Source organism: Rhizobium sp. TRM95796, assembly GCF_025779995.1.
GTDB lineage: Bacteria > Pseudomonadota > Alphaproteobacteria > Rhizobiales > Rhizobiaceae > Rhizobium_E.
This window is the reverse complement of sequence record NZ_JAOXHE010000002.1, coordinates 196375-219871: the sequence shown is the minus strand read 5'-3', so window position 1 is coordinate 219871 and position 23497 is coordinate 196375. Positions and strand designations below refer to the sequence as shown.

Here is a 23497-nt window from a genome sequence, read left to right as displayed (position 1 = left end):
ATGTCATCGCCGGCGGATGATCAGCGCTTTATGTCCGAGGCGGCGGCGCTGTCGCGTCGTCATCTCGGTTTGACCGGCTCCAACCCCTCCGTCGGCTGCGTGATCGTCCGCGATGGCGAGATCGTCGGTCGCGGCGTCACCGCCGCCTCGGGCCGCCCGCATGCCGAAACCGAAGCCCTGAAGCAAGCCGGCGAGCAGGCGCGCGGCGCCACTGCCTATGTCACGCTCGAACCCTGTTCGCATCACGGCAAGACTCCGCCTTGCGCCGAAGCCCTCATCGCGGCTGGCGTCGCTCGCGTCGTTGTGGCGATTACCGATCCGGACGAACGGGTCTCGGGACGCGGTCTCGCCATGCTAGAAGCGGCCGGCATAAAGGTCGTCTCGGGCGTCGGCGCCGACGAAGCTCACGCGGTGCTTGAAGCCTATCTCCACCGCCAGCGCAACAAACGTCCGCAAGTGATTCTGAAGCTTGCAGTATCGGCCGACGGCATGATCGGCCGGCGCGGCGAGGGCCAGGTGGCGATCACCGGCAAGGAAGCCCGCGCCCGCTCCCAGCTGCTGCGCGCCGAAAGCGACGCGATTCTGGTGGGCTCCGGCACGGCCATGGCCGACGATCCCGAGCTTACCTGCCGCCTTCCCGGCGAGGAGCATCGCTCGCCGATCCGTCTGGTTCTCGACCGCCGACTGGAACTGCCCCTTGGTTCCAGACTGGCGACCACCGCGCGCGCCGTGCCGGTCATCGCCGTCACCAATCGAGCCGATGCCCCTGATCTCGCCGCCCGCCGCGCGGCGCTGGAAAATGCAGGCGTCGAAGTCTTGCAAGCCTCAGATCTGGGCGCGCTGCTCGATGAACTCGGCCGTCGCGGGATATCATCGCTGATCGTCGAAGGCGGCGCGCGCGTCGCGACGGATTTTCTCGGCGCTGGCCTCGCCGACCGCATTCTTCTGTTCACATCGCCGGTTGTCGTGGGCGAGGGCGGCGTGCCGTCGCCGCTGACCGAACAGACCGTTCCCGCGAGCTTCCATCTCAGGTCCCGCAAGCCGCTTGGCGCGGACTGGCTGGCCGACTATATCAGGGCCGAAACATCAGATCCGCGCTGAGGCGTAAGAGGGGCATCATGTTCACAGGCATCGTCACCGATATCGGCGAAATCACCGAGGTCACCCCGCTCAATGAAGGCGTTCGGCTGCGCGTCGCCACCCATTACGATCCTGCGACCATCGCGATCGGCGCTTCCATCGCCCATGCCGGCGTCTGCCTTACCGTCACGCTCCTGCCCGACGCCGGCGCCAATGAAGCCTGGCACGAGGTCGAGGCCTGGGAAGAAGCGCTGCGGCTCACCACGGCCGGCGTCTGGGGCGTGGGAACGCGGCTCAATCTCGAACGGGCGCTGAAGATCGGCGACGAACTCGGCGGCCATATCGTCTCGGGCCATGTCGACGCCATGGCCGAAATCATCGCGGTTGCCCAGGAAGGCGACGCCACCCGCTACACCATCCGCGCGCCGCGCGATTACGCCAAGTTCATCGCGCCCAAAGGTTCGGTGGCGCTCGATGGAACCTCGCTCACCGTCAACAAGGTGGATGGAACTGATTTCGACGTGCTGATCATCCGTCACACCCAGGAAGTCACCACCTGGGGCGACCGCAAGGCGGGCGACAAGCTCAATCTCGAAGTCGACACCATGGCCCGTTATGCTGCGCGGCTTGCGGAGTTCAAGGACTGAGCGCAGCCTGAAAATTACGACGCCGCAGCATTTCTTCAACGTCAGGGGGCTTCGGTGCAACTCGTCGCTCGCCAGAAGGGACGCGGACACGAAAAAGCCCCCGCAAAATTAGCGGAGGCTCGATGAAGACCCTGAGTGGGTTTTATGCGCGCCGTCAGCGCACATAGACGATCAGCTGACCGTCGGCGCCGCGTTCGGCGGCCACCACATCGTCGGCGTTGATGTTCTGGGCGTCGAGCTTGCTCTTGATCGCGCTGTTCGACGTCATGGCCGACTGGAGTTCTGCTCCGCCGTTGGCGCCTTCGAGATGGCTGCGGCGGCTTTCATCGGTGATCGTGTCGAGCTTGACGACGGAGACGTTTTCGCCGCTCCACGAGTTGAGATCGCTCGCGCCGAGCATGGTACCGCCCGACATTGCGCCGCTGGTCGAGTTGGTGACGGAACCGCTGGTGGTCGGGTCGATCACGCCTTCCTCGTTGTAGCCCTGCGACTGGCCGGTTTTGACCGACGAACCGGAGTTCATCTTGCCGGCTCCGTCGGAGCTCTTGGATGCGTCGCCGGCCATTGCGGCTCCCGCCGGAACGACGATTGCCAGGGCGGACGCGAGGACGAGATTGGTGAGTTTCGCCATGTCTGTTTCCTTTCGTGTTTCCTGCAAATCTTTCGTTTGCAAAGGTCCAACGATCTGACTCCCTGATTGTTTCATAAAAAATTAGGGTTTCTCGCGCGGCTGCATCGGTTCTATTGTCTCTACGCGCCGGCTCGGCCCGGTGCTGTCAGCGCAAAGAGGAATATATGTCCGACATCAATCCAGTGGTCCGGCTCGCCGAAGCACGGACCGAGCCCTTCGCCAAAGGCGAGTTCTACCGATCCCGGGACGCCCGTCTCGGCGCGTTGATGGGCCTGACCTCGCTCGGCTGCTGCTATTCGGAGGTGCCCGCAGGCAAATCGGGCTGTCCGTTTCACAACCATCATGCCGAAGACGAGATGTTCGTGATCCTCGAAGGCGAGGGCGTCTATCGCTTCGGCGAACAGCGCTATCCTTTCCGAGCCGGCGATGTTCTCGCGGCGCCGGCGGGCGGGCCGGAGACTGCGCATCAGATCATCAACACCGGCGAGACGCCGCTGCGCTACCTCGCCATCTCCAGTATGGCTGACCTGGAGATTTGCGAATATCCCGATTCCGGCAAGTTCCTCGCGCGCGCTAAAGGCGCCGACGGCAAGGCCGGCTTTCGCCGGATCCGCGTCAGCGACGGCGACATCGACTATTGGGACGGCGAGCCCGGAGCGGAATGAAGGCCGGTTTTTCTCCTGTTTGGCGATGCCGACCTGAATTTGCTTGCCATTCGCGCGCCGTCGTGGTTTGACCCGGAAAAATCCGCCGCGAGACGGCCAAAGCCCCCATTCCGAGGAAACAATGTCCAATCCGCATCTGCTGATCGTTGAAGCCCGTTTCTATGACGACATGGCCGACGCCCTTCTCGAAGGCGCGACCGAAGCGCTGAAGGAAGCCGGCGCCACCTATGACGTGGTCACCGTTCCCGGCGCGCTCGAAATCCCCGCGGCCATCGCCATGGCGCTCGACGGCGCCGACGCCGGCGGCACGGAGTATGACGGCTTCGTCGCGCTCGCCATGGTCATCCGCGGCGAGACCTACCATTTCGACATCGTCTCCAACGAATCCTGCCGCGCCATCATGGATCTCACGGTCAGCGAAAGCCTGCCGATCGGCAACGGCATCCTGACCGTCGAAAACGAGGATCAGGCCTGGGCCCGCGCTCGCCGTTCCGACATGGACAAGGGCGGCTTCGCGGCCCGCGCCGCGCTCACCATGATCGATCTCAAGAAGAAGTTCGGCGGCTGATCCATGTCCAGCGATAACCAGACACCGGACGTCAAGCCGGCCAATCAGCGCGGCGCCGCTCGCCTCGCCGCCGTCCAGGCGCTCTACCAGATGGAGTTGTCCGGAACCGGCGTGCTGGAAATCGTGGCCGAATACGAGAATTTCCGGCTCGGCCAGGAGCTCGACGGCGATCAGTATCTCAAGGCCGATCCGTCCTGGTTCCGCTCGATCGTGGCGGGCGTGGTGCGCGATCAACGCGCGCTCGATCCGGTGATTGCGGATTCGCTCGTCGAAGGCTGGCCGCTGTCGCGGCTCGACGCCACGCTGCGAGCTATCCTGCGCGCCGGCGTCTTCGAGATCATCGAGCGCAAGGATGTGCCGACGCCCGTCATCGTCAACGAATATGTCGAGATCGCCCACGCCTTCTTCGCCGAAGAAGAGCCGAAGCTGGTCAACGCCGTCCTCGACGCCGTCGCCCGCAAGCTGCGGATCGACAAGAAGTAAAGAATAGGGATGTCAGCCATGGCGCCGGTGGAAGGTCTGGAAAAAGAACTGGGCCTTGCCCGGCGCAATGTGTTTCTGCTCACCGCCGCCCAGGCGATCCTGGGGTCCGCGCCGCCGATCACCTTTGCGATGGGCGGGCTTGCCGCCTATCAGATCCTCGGAGACGACAAGTCCCTCGCCACGGCCCCGCTGACCGGTTTCAACATCGGCGTGTCAATCGGCACAATCGTGGTGGCGATCTTGTCGCGTTACCTCGCCCGCAAACTCAGTTTCATCATCGGCGCGCTCCTGACGGCTTTCGGCGGCTTGATCGCCGCCGTCGCGATCTTCCAGAGCAATTTCTGGCTGATGGTGGCGGGACTGGCGCTCACAGGCGTCTCGGGCGGCTTCACCCAGAAGTTTCGTTTCGCCGCCGCCGACGCGTCGCCGTCCTTCTACAAGGGCTCGGCGATCTCCTGGATTCTCGCTGGCGGCATCGTCTCGGCGGTGGCGGGCCCGCAGATCGCCATCGCCGCCAAGGATTTGTTCGAGCCGGTGCTGTTTGCCGGCGCCTTCGCCGCCTTCGCGCCGATGGGGCTCCTTGCTGCTTGCATTCTGGCCTTCCTCAAACTGCCGCCGGTGCATGACAAGAATGCGCCGAACGCCGAACCGGCTCGACCGCTTTCAGATATCGTGCTGAAGCCGCGCTTCCTCACTGGCATGTTCTGCGGCGTCTCCTCCTATGCGTTGATGACGTTCATGATGACGGGCGCGCCGCTGGCCATGGTGGTCGGCTGCGGCTATTCGACGGATGACTCCACGCTCGGCATCCAGTTTCACGTGCTGGCGATGTTCGGGCCGAGCTTCGTCACCGGCGCATTGATCAAGCGCTTCGGCGCCGAAAAGATCGTCGCCTGCGGGCTCGCCATCCTGATGCTGTGCGCGGCCATCGCGCATATGGGCATCGAGCTGTGGAATTTCTGGGGCGCGCTCGTGCTGCTGGGCTTCGGCTGGAATTTCGGCTTCATCGGCTCCACGGCGATCGTCGCGTCGAGCTATCGTCCAAGCGAAGCCGACAAGGTGCAGGCCTATCACGACATCATCCTGTTCACCACCGTGGCCATGTCGTCCTTCGCCTCGGGTCAGATCTTCGCCCGTTTCGGCTGGGACGCGATGATTCTCCCGGTCTGGCCTCTGGCGATTCTCGGGCTGACGCTGCTGGCGATCCAGGGCAGGACGGGCCGCCCGGCGCTTTCCGCCAAGGATTAATTTTCTCTTTCGAAGCTTCGCCTCGCGCCGGACCCTTGACGTCCAGAAAGTCGCGCCGCACTCTCCCCCGGTCGAAAGGAGCGGGGCCGACGAGGGGAGTAGTCGATCCCGTTTCCTGGCCGGCGGATATCCCATCCGCCGTCACTGTGGAGGAAACTGGGAATGAGCATCATGTTTGGCGTCATAGTTTGCGGACTTCTGTCCGTGGCCTATGCGATCTGGGCGACGCAGACGGTCCTCGCGGCCGATCAAGGCAACGCTCGCATGCAGGAAATTGCAGGCTATATTCGTGAAGGCGCGCAGGCTTATCTGACGCGTCAGTACACCACAATCGCCATTGTCGGCGTCGCCGTTTTCATTCTTGCCTTTTTTCTGCTGTCGGCCGCGGCGGCCTTCGGCTTTCTCATCGGCGCGGTTCTTTCGGGCGCCGCGGGTTTCATCGGCATGCATGTGTCTGTGCGCGCCAATGTGCGCACGGCGCAGGCGGCCTCGCGCAGCCTGGCGGCCGGCCTCGACATCGCCTTCAAGTCGGGCGCGATCACAGGCCTTCTCGTCGCCGGTCTCGCGCTGCTCGGCGTGGCGGTCTATTTCTTCATCCTGACCGATGTCCTCGGCCATGAGGACGGCAGCCGCGAAGTCATCGACGCGCTGGTGTCGCTGGGCTTTGGCGCGTCGCTGATCTCGATCTTCGCCCGCCTCGGCGGCGGCATCTTCACCAAGGGCGCCGATGTCGGCGGCGACCTCGTCGGCAAGGTGGAAGCCGGCATCCCCGAAGATGACCCGCGCAACCCGGCCACCATCGCCGACAATGTCGGCGACAATGTCGGCGATTGCGCCGGCATGGCGGCCGACCTGTTCGAAACCTATGCCGTCACCGTGGTCGCGACCATGGTGCTGGCCGCGATCTTCTTCGCAGGCACGCCGGCGCTTGAAAGCGCGATGATGTATCCGCTCGCGATCTGCGCCGGATCGATCCTCACCTCGATCGCCGGCACCTTCTTCGTCAAGCTCGGCCCGTCCAACAATATCATGGGCGCGCTCTACAAGGGCCTGATCGCCACCGGCGCCCTGTCGGTCGTCGCCATCGCGGCGGCGACGTCGCTCACCGTCGGCTGGGGCGACTTCGGCAAGGAAGGCGCGATGATCAGCGGAACCAGCCTGTTCCTTTGCGGCCTGGTCGGCCTCGTGGTGACGGCGCTGATCGTGGTCATCACCGAATACTATACCGGCACCAACAAGCGCCCGGTCAATTCGATCGCCCAGGCTTCGGTCACCGGTCACGGCACCAACGTCATCCAGGGCCTCGCCGTGTCGCTGGAATCGACCGCTCTGCCGGCGATCGTCATCGTCGGCGGCATCATCGCCACCTATCAGCTCGGCGGACTGTTCGGCACCGGCATCGCGGTCACCGCCATGCTCGGCCTGGCCGGCATGATCGTGGCGCTCGACGCCTTCGGCCCGGTCACCGACAATGCCGGCGGCATCGCCGAAATGTCGCATCTGCCGCCCGATGTCCGCAAGGTCACCGATGCGCTCGATGCGGTCGGCAACACCACCAAGGCGGTCACCAAGGGCTACGCGATCGGCTCGGCCGGTCTCGGCGCGCTGGTGCTGTTTGCGGCCTACTCCAACGACCTGCAATATTTCGCGGCCAATTCCGCGCAATATCCCTACTTCGCCGATGTCGGGCAGATCTCCTTCGATCTCTCCAACCCCTATGTCGTCGCGGGCCTCATCTTCGGCGGCCTGATCCCTTATCTGTTCGGCGGCATCGCCATGACGGCCGTGGGTCGCGCCGCGAGCTCGATCGTCGAGGAAGTGCGCAGGCAGTTCCGCGAAAAGCCGGGCATCATGGAAGGTCGAGACAGGCCCGACTACGGCCGCGCTGTCGACATGCTGACCCGCGCCGCGATCCGGGAAATGATCATCCCGTCGCTCCTGCCGGTGCTCGCGCCGCTGGTCGTCTATTTCGGCGTGCTGCTGATCTCGGGGTCGAAGGCCTCCGCCTTCGCGGCCCTCGGCGCCTCGTTGCTGGGCGTTATCGTCAACGGCCTGTTCGTGGCGATCTCGATGACCTCGGGCGGCGGCGCCTGGGACAACGCCAAGAAGAGCTTCGAAGACGGCTTCGTCGACAAGGACGGCGTGCGCCACATGAAGGGCTCGGACGCGCACAAGGCCTCGGTGACCGGCGACACGGTGGGCGATCCCTACAAGGACACCGCCGGCCCGGCCGTCAACCCGGCGATCAAGATCACCAACATCGTCGCGTTGCTGCTGCTGGCCGTGCTGGCCTGAAGAAGGGCGCCTGAAAACAAGGAAGCCGCGCATGACCTGCGCGGCTTCTGTCGTTTCGGAGTTCCGAACAATTCTTAGTAGGGGTTGCCCTGCGTATTCGTGCCGCCGCCCAGCATCTGCTGGACCTGCTGGCCAGGGTTGATGCCGCCGCGCAGCAGGCGCATCAGGAAGGTCATTTCGGTGCCGCCGGTTGGCGTGGTGCGCGATATCATGTCGAAGACGCGGCCGTCCTGCAGCTTGTAATGGGCGATGCGTGAGACGACGCCGCCCTTGTCGAAATAGACGGCCATGATCGACTGATTGACCAGCTTAGGCTTCATGAAGGCGGCGGCGCGGGTGCGTTCCTGCGAGATATAGTAGAACACTTCGGTGTCGAAGGTCGCGGTCGCCGAAGGCGTTCCGAGCGACAGCAGCACCTGCTCGCGGCTCGATCCGACCGGAGCCAGCGCCAGCGTCTGCTCGTCGACGACATAGCCGTTCTTGATGATTTCGCTGGTCTGGCAGCCCGACAGCGCCACGGTCGTCATCAATACCGCAAGGACCACGCTCGCCGTCTTCCCCGCCCGGCCTTGCTGAATCTGCATTTTCAACGACATCTCCCAAGCTCATGACCCGAGGGCGGGCATTCGCGACAATCAGCTTCGACATCTGGCGAAGCGCCGATCCGGTCGCCACATAAGCCAACGCCATTGCATTTCATGCCTGCTTCGGTAAACCAGCTTTCAGCAGGATGCAACATGGCGTCTGTCCCTCGTATCCGATTTCACAAAGCCAAATCAGGGCAAATTGATGATCTTCAGCCTGTTTCGCAAAAATAACCCAGAGCGCGACGCGGCCTTCCGGCAATACGCCCTGCTGACCGACGCCGGCCGCAGGCCGGACTTCTATCTTCAAGGCAATGCGCCGGATACGGTGATCGGCCGTTTCGAAGTGATTTCGCTGCTGATGATTCTTTATTTCCGTCGCACCGCCGAGATCGGCGGCAAAGCCAAGGACATCGCCCAATATGTGGCGGACGCCTTCTTCGAGGATCTTGATCACTCGATGCGCGAGCTCGGCGTCGGCGATCACGGCGTGCCGAAACGGCTGAAGAAGCTCGCCCAGATGTTTTACGGCAGGGTCGATTCCTATGGTGCGGCGCTCGACGCAGGAGACGCCTCGACGCTGGAGGCGGCGCTCAAACGGAATTTACACCCTGAATCCACCGATACGGCGCTTTCCATGCGTTGGCTCGCCGATTATATGATCGCCGCCGAGCGCGATCTCAAAACCGCGCCGGCCGAAACAGTGCTGCGCGGCGAGGCTCGGATCCCGTCGGCGGCTGGAGACGCAGTATGAGCAAATCACCCAACGACGCGCCCTTTTCTTACAAGGTGAAGGTCGGCCATGTGTCGCACAATCCCATCGAGGTGCATGTCGAGGCCGACGCCCGTGAACTCACCGCGCTCGCGGCGCTGTGGGGGGTGCTGTCTGTCGATGCGCTGAGCGCCGATCTGAAGCTGCGCCGGTGGAAGAAGGACGGCGTCAAAGTCTTCGGCGAATTGCGCGGTCGGGTGACCCAGTCCTGCGTCGTCACTCTCGAGCCGGTCGAGAGCGACTTCGCCGAGGAGATCGACCAGATTTTCGTTCCGGAAGGCTCCGCGCTCGCGCGCATGCCCGCCAATGACGAAGGCGAACTGATCGTCGATCCCGACGGTCCGGATCTGCCGGAAACCTTTTCCGGCGATGCGATCGACATCGGCGCGCTGGTGGCCGAACTCGCCGCGATGGGGCTCGACCCCTATCCGCGCAAGCCGGGGGCGGCTTTTTCCGACCGGATCGAATCCACCGCCGCAGAGGACAAGAAACCTTCTCCGTTCGCGGTGCTCAAATCCATGAAGCTCGACAAATAAGCGGCGAGGCCACGTGGCGATCCCGGTTGCGACGAGATCCGAAGGGATCTTCATGGGGGTTGTAAGTGGGGCCGAAAGCATTATTTTGGCCGCAATGGCCGAGGCCCAGGCCTTGGGCTAATAGGGATCAGAAACGACGTGATCAGAATTTCCATCGACGCCATGGGGGGCGATTTCGGCCCTGAAGTCTGCCTCGAAGGCGCATCCATCGCTCTTCTGCGGCAGCCGGACATCCAGTTCATCATCTATGGTCAAGAGGATGTCTGCCAGCCGATCATGGCGAAATACCCGAAGCTCAGGGATCGCTCCGTCTTCCACCATTGCGATGTGGCGATCCGCATGGACGAAAAGCCGAGCCAGGCCCTGCGTCGCGGCCGGTACGCGTCGTCGATGTGGCGGGCGATCGAGGCGGTGAAGCTCGGCGAAGCCGATGTCGCGGTGTCGGCGGGCAATACCGGCGCGCTGATGGCGATGTCGAAATTCTGCCTGCGCACCATGGCGAATGTCGAGCGTCCGGCCATTGCCGGCATCTGGCCCACGACGCGCGGCGAGAGCATCGTGCTCGATATCGGCGCGACGATCGGGGCCGACAGCCAGCAACTGCTCGATTTCTCGCTGATGGGCGGCGCCATGGCGCGCGCGCTGTTCGAAGTGCGCAGGCCCACCGTCGGCCTTCTCAATGTCGGCGTGGAGGAAATCAAGGGCCAGGAAGAAGTCAAGGAAGCCGGACGCCTGCTGCGCGAGGCCAATCTCGATACGATCGACTATCATGGCTTCGTCGAAGGCGACGACATCGGTCGCGGCACCGTCGACGTCGTGGTGACGGAAGGCTTCACCGGCAATATCGCGCTCAAGGCCGCCGAGGGCACGGCGCGGCAGATTTCCGATTTTCTGAAAGCGGCCATCAAGCGCAGCCTGATGGCCAAGATCGGCTATCTCCTCGCCAAGAGCGCCTTCGACGTGCTGCGCGAGAAGATGGACCCGCGAAAAGTCAATGGCGGCGTGTTTCTCGGATTGAACGGCATTGTCATAAAAAGTCATGGCGGAACCGATGGCGAGGGCTATGCGGCTGCCATCAAGGTCGGATATGACATGGTCCGCAACGGTCTGCTGCAGAAAATCGACGCAGACTTGAGGAAATACCATACCTTACGGGTCCCGCCCTCGGACCCTCAGGACGAAAACGCCAACGGGATGCTGTAAAAATGATCCGATCGATCGTGCGCGGGTTCGGCTCCGCTCTGCCGAAACGCGTCGTCACCAATCGCGAAATGGAATCCATGGTGGACACCACCGACGAATGGATCGTGCAGCGAACCGGCATCCGACAGCGCTACATCGCCGGCGAGGGCGAGACCTCCGCATCGCTCGGGGAAGCCGCGGCGCGGGCGGCGCTCGACAATGCCGGACTGACGCCCGACGACATAGACCTGATCATCGTGGCGACCTCGACGCCCGACAATACCTTCCCCGCTACCGCGGTCAACATTCAGAGCCGCCTCGGCATGAAGCACGGCGCCGCCTTCGACATGCAGGCGGTCTGCACCGGCTTCGTCTATGCCGTCACCACCGCTGACGCCTATATCCGCGGCGGCCTGGCGAGGCGCGTGCTGGTGATCGGCGCCGAAACCTTTTCTCGCATCCTCGATTGGAACGACCGGACCACCTGCGTGCTATTCGGCGACGGCGCCGGCGCGCTGGTGCTGGAAGCCGGCGAAGGCGAGGGCGCGAGCAACGACCGCGGCGTGCTGACGGCGCATCTGCGCTCGGACGGTTCCCACAAGGACAAGCTCTATGTCGACGGCGGCCCGTCCTCGACGGGCACCGTCGGTCATCTGCGCATGGAGGGCCGCGAAGTCTTCAAGCATGCGGTGGGCATGATCACCGACGTGATCGTCGATGCGTTCAAAGCCGTGCAACTGCCCCTTGAATCGATCGACTGGCTGGTGCCGCATCAGGCCAATGTCCGCATCATCGAAGGCTCGGCGAAAAAACTCGGGATTCCCATGGAAAAAGTGGTCGTGACCGTCGACCAGCACGGCAACACCTCGGCGGCGTCGATTCCGCTCGCGCTTGCCGCAGCGGCAGGCGACGGCCGCATCAAGAAGGGCGATCTCGTGCTTCTGGAAGCCATGGGCGGCGGATTTACCTGGGGCTCGGTGCTACTGCGCTGGTAAAGCAAGGAAAATCCCGCTTTGATGCCCGGTCGGGCGCTTGACCCCGCCCGACAACAACAATAGTCTCCGCTATGATTTTCACTTAGTTGATAGATCAAGCGGGGGACCATGAGCGGCAAGACTGTGACGAGAGCGGATCTGGCGGAATCGGTCTTTCGCAAGGTCGGGTTGTCGAGGACGGAGTCCGCGCAACTGGTCGAGACGGTGATCGACGAGATCTGCAACGCCATCGTGCGCGGCGAGAGCGTGAAGCTTTCCTCCTTCGCCACCTTTCAGGTGCGCAGCAAGAACGAGCGCATCGGCCGCAATCCTAAGACGGGTGAGGAAGTGCCGATCTCGCCGCGTCGCGTGATGACCTTCAAGGCCTCCAACGTGCTGAAGAACCGCATTCTCAAGAGCCATCTGGCGCGCAAGGCCAAGGCTAAGCCCGCCGAGGCCAAGGCGGCCGAACAGAAGGCCTGACGCAGGCCTATCGCGCCTAAAGAAGCGAGAGGCCGTCGGCGACAGCGGAGTGTTTTGAAACATGGAAAAAAGTCCGGACGCGTTTCGCACCATTAGCGAAGTCGCCGAAGACCTAGACCTGCCGCAGCATGTGCTGCGTTTTTGGGAAACGCGCTTTCCGCAGATCAAGCCGCTCAAGCGCGGCGGGGGCCGCCGCTATTATCGCCCCGACGACGTCGAGCTGCTGAAGGGAATCCGCCATCTGCTCTACGATCACGGCTATACGATCAAGGGCGTGCAGAAACTCCTGAAGACGAATGGCAACAAGTTCGTCGCGGCGGCCGCGTCCGGCGATCTCGCCACGATGGAGGCGCTCGCCGCACAGAGCCGGGACGAGCCGGATGACGCGCCGCCTCCGCCGCCGATGTCCATTTCGCCATCAGTTGTTTCCCATGCGTTGCCCAAGGGCATCCTTTCTGACGACGACCAGTTGGTCGGCCGCCCCAAGCCGCCCGCCAACAGGCGCTTTTTCGGACTGATCGGCGGCGGCGACGACGAGCCGGCGTTCGGCGGCGGCGGTGCGATGGGCAAGGAAGACCGGGCGCTGCTTCAGGAGGCGCTGTTCGACCTGCTCGAATGCAAGCGTCTGCTCGATCAGGTGCGCTAATTCGTTAACGAAAAGGAACCTCGCTTCGACCGCGGCGTTGATGCTGCGTAGCCAAGGAGGTATCCATGCAACTCAGCGCTTCCATCCGCTCGCCGCTTCGCGAACGCGACTCGTGGCCGTCCACTGGACCGGTCTACGCCTTGCCCCAGGCGACGGCGCGTCGCGCCGGCGACCGAACCCTCTGGCTGAGGTTTCTGGACCGCCTTTCGGCTCCGGAAAAAGATGACGAAACGCCGGTATCGCCGATCTATTACTGAGGCGACGGTCGGTCGCTCGAGAAGCGAATGATGAAATGCGCGCCTCTTCCTGGTTCGCGCAGAATGTCGATTGCGCCGCCGATCTGTTGCGAGAAGGCCCGCACCATCGCCAGCCCCGAACTCCGTTCGGTGTGCTCCGGCAAGCCGACGCCGTTGTCTCGCACCGACAGTGTGATTTCCGGCCCAGCTCTTCGAAGTTCGATGTCGATCTTGCGATCCGAATCACTGCTGAAGGCGTGTTTCACTGCATTGGTGAGAAGCTCGGTGACGATGAGCGCCAGCGGCGTCGCCTGGTCGGCCCTGAGCAGAATGGGGCCGTCGTGCTCGAATTTCAGGACGATGTCGTTCTCCAGCGGGATGATTGCCGGGCTATGACTGATCTGGTCGATCAGACAGACGAGGTTGACCTGGGAATCTCCGCCGGCGCGATAGAGGAGGTCGTGAACCTCCGAGATTGCATGAACACGCGCGCGGAGTTCCGCGCCGTTGATGGCGCTTTCACGTCGCATCTGCATTCCGATCATCGCTTCCACCAGCGCCAGGTTGTTCTTTACCCGATGATTGAGTTCCTGCATCAACCGTTGGCGCTCGGCAGCGAGTTTTTCCGCATCCTGGCGCCGCCTTTGCGATTCCTCCGCTTCGCGGCGGGAGCTCTGGGCGGCAAGATCGCTCCTGACCTTGCCGACCAGAACAAACCCGATCGCGCCCGAGGCCAGCAGCATTCCCAGAATCGGGGCGATCTGCGTAGCCCATTCCATGAAAATATGGCGCGTCGTGACGCCGTAATTGACCATGAGAGACAGATCGGAGAGCATCGACATGGCGTAAATACGTTCGATATTGTCTATCTTCGCGACGGTGCGGATGACCTCTGCGCCCTCCCTCAGCGCCACCATGGCGCCGGAGTCGGCGGGCAGCATCGAGGGCGGGCTGACAAAGTTGCGGACCAGCAGTTTTCCGTCCAGACGCATCAGCGAGGCGGCGTTGCCGTTGTTTTCCACAATCGTCTGAAGGTAGCTGCGAAGCGCATCGACGGCGACGGCCGAGACGATCACGCCCGAAAACCCGTCGACCGAAAAGGGCTGCGCGAACACCATCGCATCGCTCTTTCCCGGCTTGAGCATGATACGGTCCACGAAAATCCGCTCGCCCCGCCGGATCGCGTCGATATAGTCGCGCTGTCCGAGCTTGGCCTTCACGGGATAGGAACGGCTGGAGGCCATGACCACGCCGTCAAAGCCGACGATCAACAGACCCAAGCTGCTCTTCTGCGACTTTTCCATGCCTTGGAGAAAGAGATGGAATGCTTCCGAATGCAGGAAGTTGGGGTTCTCGCCATGGGCGCGCTGCCGGGCCGCCTGGTGAACCAACGTGTGCGTGAGCGCCAGCCGGTCCACGAATTGATGGATGAGATCGGCCTTGGACCGGGCGTTGGCGATCGCTTGACGTTCGATCGCCTGATAGCTGAACACAGCCCAGAGGGCGCCGATCAGAATTGGCAACAGCAAACTGCTCCACCGCAGCGCCGCGAGCGATGCAGGCAGCGTCCGCCATTTTGAACCGTCCGTCATCGCGTGTCCGTCCCCGCACGCCCTGCCATTGGCGTCAAACCGTTCGGCGGCACCTTAAAGATGTTTTGTCAGTTTGCAACGCGCCTGCCGCTGTCTCTCGCCTGTGCGGACCGCGTCGTGGAAAACTGCCGCAGGAGGGAGCGTGTCGACGGAAAAGCGCGCGTAGCGAACATTTTATGCTTGCTTCTGCCGCGGGGAAAGTCTAACGAACCCAAGCCTTAGGGCGAGGTCTGAACGCAACGCGGCGCCGCAAGCGCGGTCCCGGCAAAGCCGGGAAAATGTGTTGCGAAAGGTCTGGAACTGTCTCTCTGGCAGTTCGAAAACGTCGTACGGAGTGTAGCGCAGCCTGGTAGCGCACTTGACTGGGGGTCAAGGGGTCGTGGGTTCGAATCCCGCCACTCCGACGTTTTCTTCTCGGATGACCGGCGTCTCCGATGGCTTTCACGGATAGTAGCCGCCGCTCTTCGATCGCTTGTCCTTGCGTATTTTTATCCAGAAGCGTGATGGATCGTGGAAACGCGTTCGCCGACTTTTCCGCCCCATGACCATGATCCGGAAAATGTGGTGAAGTCATCGCGACGGCTCCTACGCCCGACGCCTCGATAGGAGCGTATGGGCAGGGCCGCGCGCTCAGCGCCGCACAAGGCTCTGATAGACGGCTTCCGTCTCCGTGGCCATGTGAGCGAGGGAATGACGTCCGCGCCTGTCTGCTGCGGCGCGCCGCAGGCGGTCCAGCCTGTCTGGCGCCAGGGCGGCCTCGAGAGTGGCCGCCAATGCGGAGGGATCGTCTTCATTGGCGACAAGGAGCCCGTTGTCGCCGTCGTCGACGACCGTGCTCGAACCGCCGACACGGGTAAGGACCATCGGCAGACCGGCGGCTTCGGCTTCGAGCATCACATAGGACATCGCCTCATAGCGGCTCGGCATCGCCATGAGGTCGAAAGCCTGCATCGCTTCCGGCCCTGCAATGTCCGAGACGAGTCGGATCCGGTCGGCCGCGCCGCTCCGGGCGATCTCCGTCCTGACCATGTCCTCCAGCGGGCCGGAGCCGATCATCAGCAGATGCGCGTCAGCAACGACTTTGGCGACCCGTCCAAAGGCGCGGATCAGCCGTTCCGGGGCCTTCTGCTCGCAGAGCCGCCCGACGAAGCCTATGACGAGGGCATCGTCACGCAGGCCGCAGCGCGCCCGGATTTCCGCGCGCCGACCGCTCGGCGGCGCATCGGCCCCATTCACGACCAGGCGCAGGATGTCCCGGGGAATGCCGAGATCGTGATAGGCGTGGACCAATTCGTCTTCCGAGACGCAGATCAGCGCATCGGTGAAATAGCGTCCGAACAGGCTCTCGATGCCGCCGAAGATCTGCCGTCCCCTGGCGCCGAGGGTCGGGTCCATCGTGCGGAAAGCGTGGGGGGTATAGACCCGCGGCGCATGGGCCCCCGGCGCTCGGAGGCGGGTGAGAGCGCCCGCTTTGGACGAATGGCCGTGAATGATGTCGAACGGGCCATGCGCGGCAAAGATGTTGCGGATCTTGATCCATGCGCCGACATCGGAAGGCGAGGGGCTGCGCGTCATCGGGACCGCATGGACGCCGGCGAGGCCGAGACTCGTCAGCTCGTCGACGAAGCGTTCCTCCGCGCGCATGGGCGAATAGATCGCCGTCACTTCATGGCCGCGCCTCGACAATGCGCCGCAGAGATCGTTGAAGTGGCGGCCCGAGCCGCCGCCGCTGGGTTCCAGCACCTGGAGTATACGCAGAGACTGTTGGCTCGACATCACGCCCGCCCGACGGCGCCGCGCGCCAATTGTTTCTGATGCCGATGCTCGAGCGCTGCGCAGCCCCAGACGATGCCGAACAGCATGAAGTGATGTCGCCAATGATCGGTGTCGATGACGTTGCCGATCAGTTCGTGGGCGCAGAGCACGATCCAGGCGGCAACCAGGAAGGGCTGCCACGGTCTGTTGCGGAACATGTATTTGAAACCGAACCAGATCGACGACCAGACGAGTCCGAGATAGGTCAGCAGTCCGAGCCAGCCATAGGTGGTCAGCGATTTCAGCCAGATGTTATGCTCGTCTTCCGGATAGATGGTGGAGAACACCATCGGGCCGATGCCGAGCGGCTGGCTCATGGCCGAGAGGAAACCGAGCTGGTGGCGGGCGAAGCGTCCGAGCCGTTCGCCGTCGTAATCCTGCACCAGCTTGGTGCGCTGGGTCAGCAGGTCCGAAATCTGCGGGATCTGCAGCGCCACGATGATGGCGACCACGCCGAGGGCTGCGCCGGCCAGCACGATGATCAGCACCTTCAACCTGAAGGCGCCGGAGCGTTCCTTGATGAACATGATCGCCACCATCATCATGGCCGAGAACATGAACATGGCCCAGGCGGCGCGGGAGAAAGACAGGAACACGCCGAAGGTGAGGATCGCCAGACAGCCGCCCCGCAGGGGCAGATGTTTGAGCTTGCCGGTCAGGATGCCGTGGATCAGGTAGAGCGCCGGGCAGACCAGGTAGGGTCCGAACACGTTCGGATCCTGAAACGCGCCTTTGGCGCGGTCATACAGCGTGAACACATGCGAGCCGGGAAAGGCGTTGAAATAGCCGAGTATGCCGAGCAGCGCGGTGATCACCGCCGCCGCCGTCCAGGCGTCGAAGATCAGCGTCAACCGGCGATGGTCATCCTCGATGATGGCGCAGAAGAACACCGAGCTCAGCGCGAGGAAGAAAGTCACGGCGAGATAGATCGCGCCGTCCAAAACGCCCTTGGACATCTGCGTCAGCGACAGCATGCCGCCGACCATATAGAGCAGCATGAAGATCAACAGCACGCCGGTGGTGCGCGAGATCTTCAGCCCGAGGATGAACCAGAGGCCGATGAGACCCGCCATGAACACTTCATACGGCGCAGGCTCGTTGATGACGAAGCCGGAGAGGAAGACGCCCACCGCGACCAAGCCCGAGCCGATCAGCCGCGCAGTGGCGCGGCCGGGGCGAAATGCGTCGGGATGGGCGGCGAGGGCGGTCAATAGGCGTTTTCCGTGTTGAGCAGCCGGAAGGGCGTGAGGAACAGGATCTTCAGATCGAGCAGCAGCGACCAGTTCTCGATATAGTAGAGATCGTAGGCGGTGCGGAACTTGATCTTTTCGTCGCTGTCGATCTCGCCGCGCCAGCCGTTGATCTGCGCCCAGCCGGTGACGCCGGGCTTGACGCGATGACGACCGAAATAGCCTTCGACGATCTGGTTGTAGATGCGGTCATGGGTGCGGGCGGCGACTGCATGCGGACGCGGACCGACAAGCGACAGATCGCCCTTGAGCACGTTGAACAGCTGCGGCAACTCGTCGATCGAGGATTTGCGCAGGAAGCGGCCAACCGGGGTCACGCGCGGGTCGCCCTTGGTCACGGCTTTGGTCGCGGTCTGGTCGCCCAGGTCGGTGTACATCGAGCGAAACTTGAAGACGTCGATGACCTCGTTGTTGAAGCCATGGCGCTTCTGCTTGAAGAACACCGGTCCTTTCGAGGTCGCCTTCACCGCGATCGCTGCGCCGATCATCACCGGCCAGAGACATGCGATGGCCAATGTGGCGAAGGTCAGGTCGAAGGCGCGCTTGGCGACCGAGTCCCAATCGCGGATCGGCTTGTCGAACACGTCGAGCATCGCCATGCGGCCGATATGCGAATAGGCGCGCGGACGGAACCGCAGCTTGCTGGAATGGGCGGCGATGCGGATGTCGACCGGCAGGATCCAGAGCTTGCGCAGCAATTGCAGAATGCGCTGCTCGGCGGTGAGCGGCAGCGAGATGATCAGCATGTCCACGCGAGCGAGCCGGGTGAATTCCACCAGCTCCGCCACCGTGCCGAGCTTGGGATAGCCGGCGATCAGTTCGGGCGAGCGATGGTCGAGACGGTCGTCGAAAATGCCGAGAATGCGGATGTCGTTGTCGGCCTGGCTTTCCAGCGAGCGGATCAGATCCTGGGCCGGTTTGCCGCCGCAGACGACGACGGCGCGGCGCTCGAGAATGCCGTTGCGCAACCAGTGGCGCAGCAGCATGGCGAGCGAGATGCGCGCGACGGCGAGATAGGCGAGGCCGAGTCCGAACCAGAGCACGATCGCGCCCGGGCCGAGATCGCCCAGCACGAGTTCATCGATGCCGAGCGTCGCGGTGAAACCGATCAGCCAGCCGGCGGCGTTGCGCCACGCCATCCGGCCCGGCGTACGGAGATTTTGAATGACGTAAGCGTCGAGGGCTTGCATCGACAGGACGGCGAAGCCTGCGGCCAGAAATGTCATGCCCGATTGCGCCAGCGCCGCGCCTCCGTCCCGGAGACCGAAATTGGCGATGCCGCCGGCGAGCGCCAGCATCAGAAAGTCCAGCAGCCGAAACATGCCGCGCATGATCGACGGCGAGTATTTGTCGTCGCGATATTGAGCGGCCACGCGTTTTGCGAAATCGTTGAGTTCCGCCCGGGCGTCACCGGCGGCCGCGGCGTCGATCGAGCCTTCCGAGACCTGTCGTCTCAAGGCGTCGATATCGATTTCCGATTGCTTGTCGGGTTGGGTCATGGCGTGTCTCGGTCATGCTTCGGGTTCGTCCGAGCATAGGGACAAGCCACTAAGAAACGCTTACGCAACGGGGGCCGAACGTGTCGCATCGGGACGTGGTTAACGACTCTCGACACGAGCGAAATCCGCCAACTCCTTGTAGAGGTTGGTAATTCGAGCCGCCATGGTTTGCGAGGAGAACACCTCGTGAAAATGTTCGGGCTGCGGCATGTTGCGCTTGGCCCATTCCGGATCGGATATGCTCTCGGCCATGATTTCGGCCAGGGCCTGCGCGTTCCCCGGGGCCGCCATCGCCTTGCTTCCCCGGCCCAGGACTTCGGCGATTCCGCCGACGTCGCTGGCGATCAGCGGCTTGCGGGCCGCGAGCGTTTCGAGAACGATATAGGGCATCGCCTCGGCGCGTGACGGCACGACCACGGTCTTGCCGAGTTTGAACGCCTCTCGGATGTTCATCGCCGGAGCCATCCTGATGCGCTGGCCGAGACCACGCACCGTCATCATGGTCAGGTAGTCGTCGCGCTGCGGTCCATCGCCGATCATCATGGCGCTGAGCGGTCGGCGCAGAATGCGTTCGGCGCGCGCGAAAGCGTCGATGAACACATCGGGACCTTTGAGATCGCGGAGCATGCCGACATAGAGGAAATCGGCGGCGTCGGGATTGGGCAGGCTCGGCTCGAAATCACTCTCGCCGACGCCGTTGTAGACGACTTCGCTCCTGACGGTCGGCGCCCCGACTTTGGAAGCATAGGCGTCGCGTTCGAATTCGCAGACGAATACGATCGCGTCGGTGGCCCATTCCTGAATTCGCTCCAGGCGAAACACCAGCCAGCCGGACAGGCGCGTCGGGTCGAAATGCATGCTGCCGCCATGCGGCGAATAAAGGCGGGATACGCGATACCTGTTCACCCGCAAGGCTGTGCCGGCAAGCCTGGCCATCGCGCCGCCCTTGGCGCCGTGCCCATGCAATATGTCCGGCCGCAAGCTCCTGATCTGTTTGTAACTCCTCCAGAATGCCGGAATGTCGCGCGGCGAGACCGAACGGTCGATCGGCATTCGGGTCAGCCCGAGCGCGAGATAGGGCATGATGGATTGAAACAGCTTCTCCTCGTGCTCGCCGCCCGTCGAGCTGTCGCAGATGACGCCGACTTCGCAGCCGGCGGCGGCCTGTTCCTTGGCGAGGTCGCGCACATGCCGGAAGATCCCGCCGATGGGCGAGCGGAAGCAGTGCAAGATCCTGAGCGGTCGGTCCTCCATCGGCCGCGAGCCTAGAACAGACGTTCGCGGACGTAAATCGTATCTCCAGCCATCACCGGGTCCGAGATGGACACGCGGCCGGTATGGACTTCGCCGTTGATCTTGCGGGTGATGTCGGCATTGCTCTGGTTGGCGCGCGGCGAGAAGCCGCCGGCGACTGCGATGGCGTTCTGCACGGTCATGCCCGGGACATAGGAAAACTGGCCCGGCTGCCCCACTTCGCCCATGACGAAGATCGATCTGTAGCGATCGACCTCGATGGACACGTCGGGATTGCGCAGGAAGCCCTGACGGAGCTTGGCGGCCAGCTGGCCCTCGAGTTCCTGAAGCGTCCGTCCGCGCGCCGGCACCGAGCCGACCAGCGGGAAGGAGATATAGCCGGCCTGGTCCACCGAATAGGTGTTGGTCAGGTCGCGCTGGTCGAACACGGTGATGCGCAACCGGTCGCCGCTATCGATGCGATAGGGTTGGATCGTCGCCTCGTTGAAGGATTTCGGCGCCGGTCTGTAGGACGTGCACGACGTCGCGAAAGCGGCGGCGGCCAGCAGCATGGCGATCGGCAGTCTGCGCCAGGAAAGGACGGCAGGCATGGTCGACGGGCTCCGATGTGACGCCGGCTGGGCCGGCGGGTTGAATGCGCGAGGCGGGAGACCATGGTCTTCCTCACCGTGAGCTTCGTTATCTCTCTGGTAGGGTTAATGAATGGTAAAGCTGCTGGTTGTTCTCACGTTTTTTTGAAGTCGCGCATCCGGGGTCGCGCCGTTAAGGCTTTGCTTACCGCGTTTGTTTAGATTTCGCGCAGGATGTGTTTGTGGAGTGACCTATGTCCGGCGCTTGGAAAAATGGTGAAGACGCGGATATCGATCTCGCGGGTCTGTTCGGCGCGATCTGGCGTCGGCGCATGCTCGTGCTCGCCTCCACCGTCTGCCTCGGCGCGCTCGGCTTCGCCGGCGCGAGCTTCGTGTCTCCCAAATATCAGAGCGAAGCGCGGGTGCTGATCGAGGAGCGTTCGCCGGAACTCGCCCGCCGCCCGACCGACGCCGCCGCTGCGGGCAGCCTACTCGACGAAGCGGGCGTGGCCTCCCAGGTGGCGCTTCTGCAATCCACCGATCTGATCAAGAAGATCGCCCGCGACTTCAAGCTCCATGAGCGTCCGGAATTCGATCCGAGCGCCGATCCGTCGATCGCGACCCGATTCTTCGTCATGCTCGGCCTGATGAAGAACCCGTTGGACGCGCCGCCCGACGAGCGCGTGCTCGGCGAGTTCGCCAAGAAGCTGCAGGTGTATCAGGTCGATAAATCGCGCGTCATCGCGATCCAGTTTTCCTCCAAGGATCCGGCGCTCGCCAACGCCATCCCCAACGCGATCGCGGATGTCTATCTGTCGCTGCAGGCCGGCGCGAAACTCGACACCACCAACGAGACCGCGAAATGGCTGGAGCCCGAGATCGCCAACCTGCGCGAAAAGGTGCGCGAGGCCGAGGCGAAGGTGGCCGAATACCGGTCCCAGTCCGACCTGTTCCAGACGGGCCAGCAATCGACCTTCTCGGAACAGCAACTCAACGACATCTCCCAGGAACTCGCCCGCGTCCGCGGCGACCGCGCCACGGCCGAAGCGCGGGCTGAAACCGTGCGCAACGCGCTGACATCGGGTCGAGGCGCGGATTCGCTCGGCGAAGTCGTCGGCTCGCAGATGATCCAGCGCCTCAAGGAAACGCAATCCGGCATCGAGGGCCAGATCGCCGATCTGTCGACCCAACTGCTCGACGGGCATCCGCGCATCAAGGGTCTCCGTTCCCAGCTGGTCGGCATTCGCGAGCAGATCAAGTCTGAGACCCGCAAAATCCTCGCCAGCCTCGAAAGCGAGGCCAGGGTCGCGAAATTGCGCGAGCAGCAATTGCTGAAGCAGCTCGGCGAGGTCAAGGCGGACACCGCGACCTCTCAGGAAAAGCGGGTCGGACTGAACGCGTTGGAGCGCGAAGCGGCCGCCCAGCGCCAGCTGCTCGAAACCTATCTCTCCCGCTATCGCGAGGCGATGAGCGAAAAGGATATGAACGCCACGCCGGCCGACGCCCGCATCATTTCGCGCGCGCCGATGCCGACCGAGCCCTATTTCCCCAAGACGCTGCCGATCACCATCGTCACCGCGCTGGCCGGTTTCGTGTTGAGCTCGGTCTTCATTCTGCTGACGGAACTGTTCTCCGGCCGCGCCATCCGACCCGTCCGCTACGAGGCGGATATCGAGGAGGACGAGGAGCGGACGCCCGCGCCGCAGGCCGAATTCGTGAAGCCCGCTCTTCGCGCCGAGCCTGTCGCGACCCCTGTCGCCGCGGTCGCCAAGCCGGCCGCGTCCAAGAGCCTGCTGACCATCGAAGACGACGAGGATCAGGAGGACGAGGAACTCGCGCCGAGCGCGGAAGCTGCATCTCCGGTCGATGACGAATTTTCGCGCGAGGCCGTTGCGGACCATCTGATCAAGGCCCGCATTCCCTTGGTCGCGTCGGTGTCGCTATCCGGCGACGAAGGTTCGGCCGCCGTGGTGGGTCTGGCGCGCCTGATGGCCGAGAGCGGCGCGCGCGTGGTGGTGGTCGACATGACTGGCTCCGCCATCCCGACCCAGTTGATGGCCGAACAGCGCTCTTTGCCAGGCGTCACCAATCTGCTGGTCGGAGAGGCCGCTTACAGCGAGATCATTCATGCCGATGTCGACAGCGACGCCCATATCGTGCCGCAGGGCGATGCCGATCCCCGACAGGCCATGCGCGGCGTCGAGCGCATCGCGCTGGTGCTCAGCGGTCTCGCCCGCGCCTATGATTGCGTGATCGTGGATTGCGGCGCCGCCGATCCGCGCGCCGTCAGCCGTATCGCCAGGGCAGGCGACATCGACATCATCCTGTCGGGCGTCGATGTCGAGCCTGCCGAAATCGAGGAGACGGCGACAGCCTTCCTCGACGCCGGTTTCGAAGACGTCATGCTGATGCTGTCGTCGTCCCATCCTGTCAGCGCGGAAAAACGCCGCCGCGCCGCCTGATCGGCGCAACGGACTTGGCCCCGCCG

Annotated in this window: 23 protein-coding genes and 1 tRNA gene; 16 read left to right on the top strand and 8 right to left on the bottom strand. The window is 63.4% G+C overall.

The window, feature by feature from the left end; translation table 11 throughout:
• Entirely contained in the window at positions 1 to 1101 is a 1101-nt protein-coding gene (gene ribD / locus OCK01_RS07155) for a bifunctional diaminohydroxyphosphoribosylaminopyrimidine deaminase/5-amino-6-(5-phosphoribosylamino)uracil reductase RibD (RefSeq protein ID WP_263823512.1), read from the top strand.
• Positions 1102 to 1118: 17 nt separating this feature from the next.
• Complete coding sequence (locus OCK01_RS07150) at positions 1119 to 1727, top strand: riboflavin synthase (protein ID WP_263823511.1); 609 nt, start codon at positions 1119 to 1121, stop codon at positions 1725 to 1727.
• Between the two features lie 154 nt (positions 1728 to 1881).
• Here OCK01_RS07150 and OCK01_RS07145 read toward each other — a convergent pair whose 3' ends face one another.
• Positions 1882 to 2358 (bottom strand): hypothetical protein, encoded by a 477-nt coding sequence (locus OCK01_RS07145; protein WP_263823510.1) that lies wholly within the window; start codon positions 2356 to 2358, stop codon positions 1882 to 1884.
• A 164-nt stretch (positions 2359 to 2522) separates the two neighbouring features.
• Between OCK01_RS07145 and OCK01_RS07140 the strand changes: the two genes are divergently transcribed.
• From OCK01_RS07140 to OCK01_RS07120, 5 genes are all read left to right on the top strand, one after another.
• Entirely contained in the window at positions 2523 to 3023 is a 501-nt protein-coding gene (locus tag OCK01_RS07140; RefSeq protein WP_263823509.1) for a cupin domain-containing protein, read from the top strand.
• 121 nt (positions 3024 to 3144) lie between these two features.
• Complete coding sequence (ribH, locus tag OCK01_RS07135) at positions 3145 to 3591, top strand: 6,7-dimethyl-8-ribityllumazine synthase (RefSeq protein WP_182826630.1); 447 nt, start codon at positions 3145 to 3147, stop codon at positions 3589 to 3591.
• Between the two features lie 3 nt (positions 3592 to 3594).
• Positions 3595 to 4074: a transcription antitermination factor NusB gene (gene nusB / locus OCK01_RS07130; protein ID WP_263823508.1), complete on the top strand. Its 480-nt coding sequence runs from the start codon at positions 3595 to 3597 to the stop codon at positions 4072 to 4074.
• A 9-nt stretch (positions 4075 to 4083) separates the two neighbouring features.
• Complete coding sequence (locus OCK01_RS07125; RefSeq protein WP_263823507.1) at positions 4084 to 5322, top strand: MFS transporter; 1239 nt, start codon at positions 4084 to 4086, stop codon at positions 5320 to 5322.
• 162 nt (positions 5323 to 5484) lie between these two features.
• Positions 5485 to 7617, top strand: a complete 2133-nt coding sequence (locus OCK01_RS07120; protein WP_182826628.1) for a sodium-translocating pyrophosphatase — start codon at positions 5485 to 5487, stop codon at positions 7615 to 7617.
• 74 nt (positions 7618 to 7691) lie between these two features.
• Here OCK01_RS07120 and OCK01_RS07115 read toward each other — a convergent pair whose 3' ends face one another.
• Positions 7692 to 8213 (bottom strand): outer membrane protein assembly factor BamE, encoded by a 522-nt coding sequence (locus OCK01_RS07115; RefSeq protein ID WP_263823506.1) that lies wholly within the window; start codon positions 8211 to 8213, stop codon positions 7692 to 7694.
• A 193-nt stretch (positions 8214 to 8406) separates the two neighbouring features.
• Here OCK01_RS07115 and OCK01_RS07110 point away from each other — a divergent pair, with 193 nt between their 5' ends.
• The 7 genes from OCK01_RS07110 (at position 8407) to OCK01_RS07080 (ending at position 13051) form a co-directional block, all read left to right on the top strand.
• Positions 8407 to 8955, top strand: coding sequence for a ubiquinol-cytochrome C chaperone family protein (locus tag OCK01_RS07110; protein ID WP_263823505.1), 549 nt, complete (start codon positions 8407 to 8409; stop codon positions 8953 to 8955).
• Complete coding sequence (locus OCK01_RS07105; RefSeq protein WP_263823504.1) at positions 8952 to 9509, top strand: YceD family protein; 558 nt, start codon at positions 8952 to 8954, stop codon at positions 9507 to 9509. The genes OCK01_RS07110 and OCK01_RS07105 overlap by 4 nt, the downstream gene beginning before the upstream one ends.
• Before the next feature lie 138 nt (positions 9510 to 9647).
• Entirely contained in the window at positions 9648 to 10712 is a 1065-nt protein-coding gene (gene plsX, locus OCK01_RS07100; RefSeq protein ID WP_263823503.1) for a phosphate acyltransferase PlsX, read from the top strand.
• A 2-nt stretch (positions 10713 to 10714) separates the two neighbouring features.
• Positions 10715 to 11686 (top strand): beta-ketoacyl-ACP synthase III, encoded by a 972-nt coding sequence (locus OCK01_RS07095; RefSeq protein WP_263823502.1) that lies wholly within the window; start codon positions 10715 to 10717, stop codon positions 11684 to 11686.
• A 108-nt stretch (positions 11687 to 11794) separates the two neighbouring features.
• A complete protein-coding gene (locus OCK01_RS07090) occupies positions 11795 to 12148 on the top strand; it encodes an integration host factor subunit alpha (protein ID WP_182826625.1) in 354 nt (117 codons plus the stop codon).
• A 61-nt stretch (positions 12149 to 12209) separates the two neighbouring features.
• Positions 12210 to 12794 (top strand): MerR family transcriptional regulator, encoded by a 585-nt coding sequence (locus tag OCK01_RS07085; protein ID WP_263823501.1) that lies wholly within the window; start codon positions 12210 to 12212, stop codon positions 12792 to 12794.
• Positions 12795 to 12859: 65 nt separating this feature from the next.
• Positions 12860 to 13051, top strand: a complete 192-nt coding sequence (locus tag OCK01_RS07080) for a hypothetical protein (protein WP_182826624.1) — start codon at positions 12860 to 12862, stop codon at positions 13049 to 13051.
• On the opposite strand, the gene OCK01_RS07075 is transcribed toward OCK01_RS07080, so the two are convergent.
• Positions 13045 to 14622: a sensor histidine kinase gene (locus OCK01_RS07075; protein ID WP_263823500.1), complete on the bottom strand. Its 1578-nt coding sequence runs from the start codon at positions 14620 to 14622 to the stop codon at positions 13045 to 13047. The genes OCK01_RS07080 and OCK01_RS07075 overlap by 7 nt on opposite strands.
• Before the next feature lie 330 nt (positions 14623 to 14952).
• Here OCK01_RS07075 and OCK01_RS07070 point away from each other — a divergent pair.
• A tRNA-Pro gene (locus OCK01_RS07070) sits at positions 14953 to 15026 on the top strand.
• Positions 15027 to 15252: 226 nt separating this feature from the next.
• On the opposite strand, the gene OCK01_RS07065 is transcribed toward OCK01_RS07070, so the two are convergent.
• The 5 genes from OCK01_RS07065 to OCK01_RS07045 all read right to left on the bottom strand — a co-directional run bounded on the left by OCK01_RS07065 (position 15253) and on the right by OCK01_RS07045 (position 20991).
• On the bottom strand, positions 15253 to 16398 hold the full coding sequence (locus OCK01_RS07065) for a glycosyltransferase family 4 protein (RefSeq protein ID WP_263823499.1): 1146 nt from the start codon (positions 16396 to 16398) through the stop codon (positions 15253 to 15255).
• Positions 16398 to 17648 (bottom strand): O-antigen ligase family protein, encoded by a 1251-nt coding sequence (locus tag OCK01_RS07060; RefSeq protein WP_263823498.1) that lies wholly within the window; start codon positions 17646 to 17648, stop codon positions 16398 to 16400. The genes OCK01_RS07065 and OCK01_RS07060 overlap by 1 nt, the downstream gene beginning before the upstream one ends.
• Positions 17645 to 19186: an undecaprenyl-phosphate glucose phosphotransferase gene (locus OCK01_RS07055; protein WP_263823497.1), complete on the bottom strand. Its 1542-nt coding sequence runs from the start codon at positions 19184 to 19186 to the stop codon at positions 17645 to 17647. Before OCK01_RS07055 ends, OCK01_RS07060 begins: the two co-directional genes overlap by 4 nt.
• A gap of 99 nt (positions 19187 to 19285) precedes the next feature.
• Complete coding sequence (locus tag OCK01_RS07050) at positions 19286 to 20440, bottom strand: glycosyltransferase family 4 protein (protein ID WP_263823496.1); 1155 nt, start codon at positions 20438 to 20440, stop codon at positions 19286 to 19288.
• Between the two features lie 11 nt (positions 20441 to 20451).
• Complete coding sequence (locus tag OCK01_RS07045) at positions 20452 to 20991, bottom strand: polysaccharide biosynthesis/export family protein (RefSeq protein WP_246697517.1); 540 nt, start codon at positions 20989 to 20991, stop codon at positions 20452 to 20454.
• Between the two features lie 272 nt (positions 20992 to 21263).
• Between OCK01_RS07045 and OCK01_RS07040 the strand changes: the two genes are divergently transcribed.
• Positions 21264 to 23471: a GumC family protein gene (locus OCK01_RS07040; RefSeq protein ID WP_263823495.1), complete on the top strand. Its 2208-nt coding sequence runs from the start codon at positions 21264 to 21266 to the stop codon at positions 23469 to 23471.
• Positions 23472 to 23497: the final 26 nt, after the last annotated feature.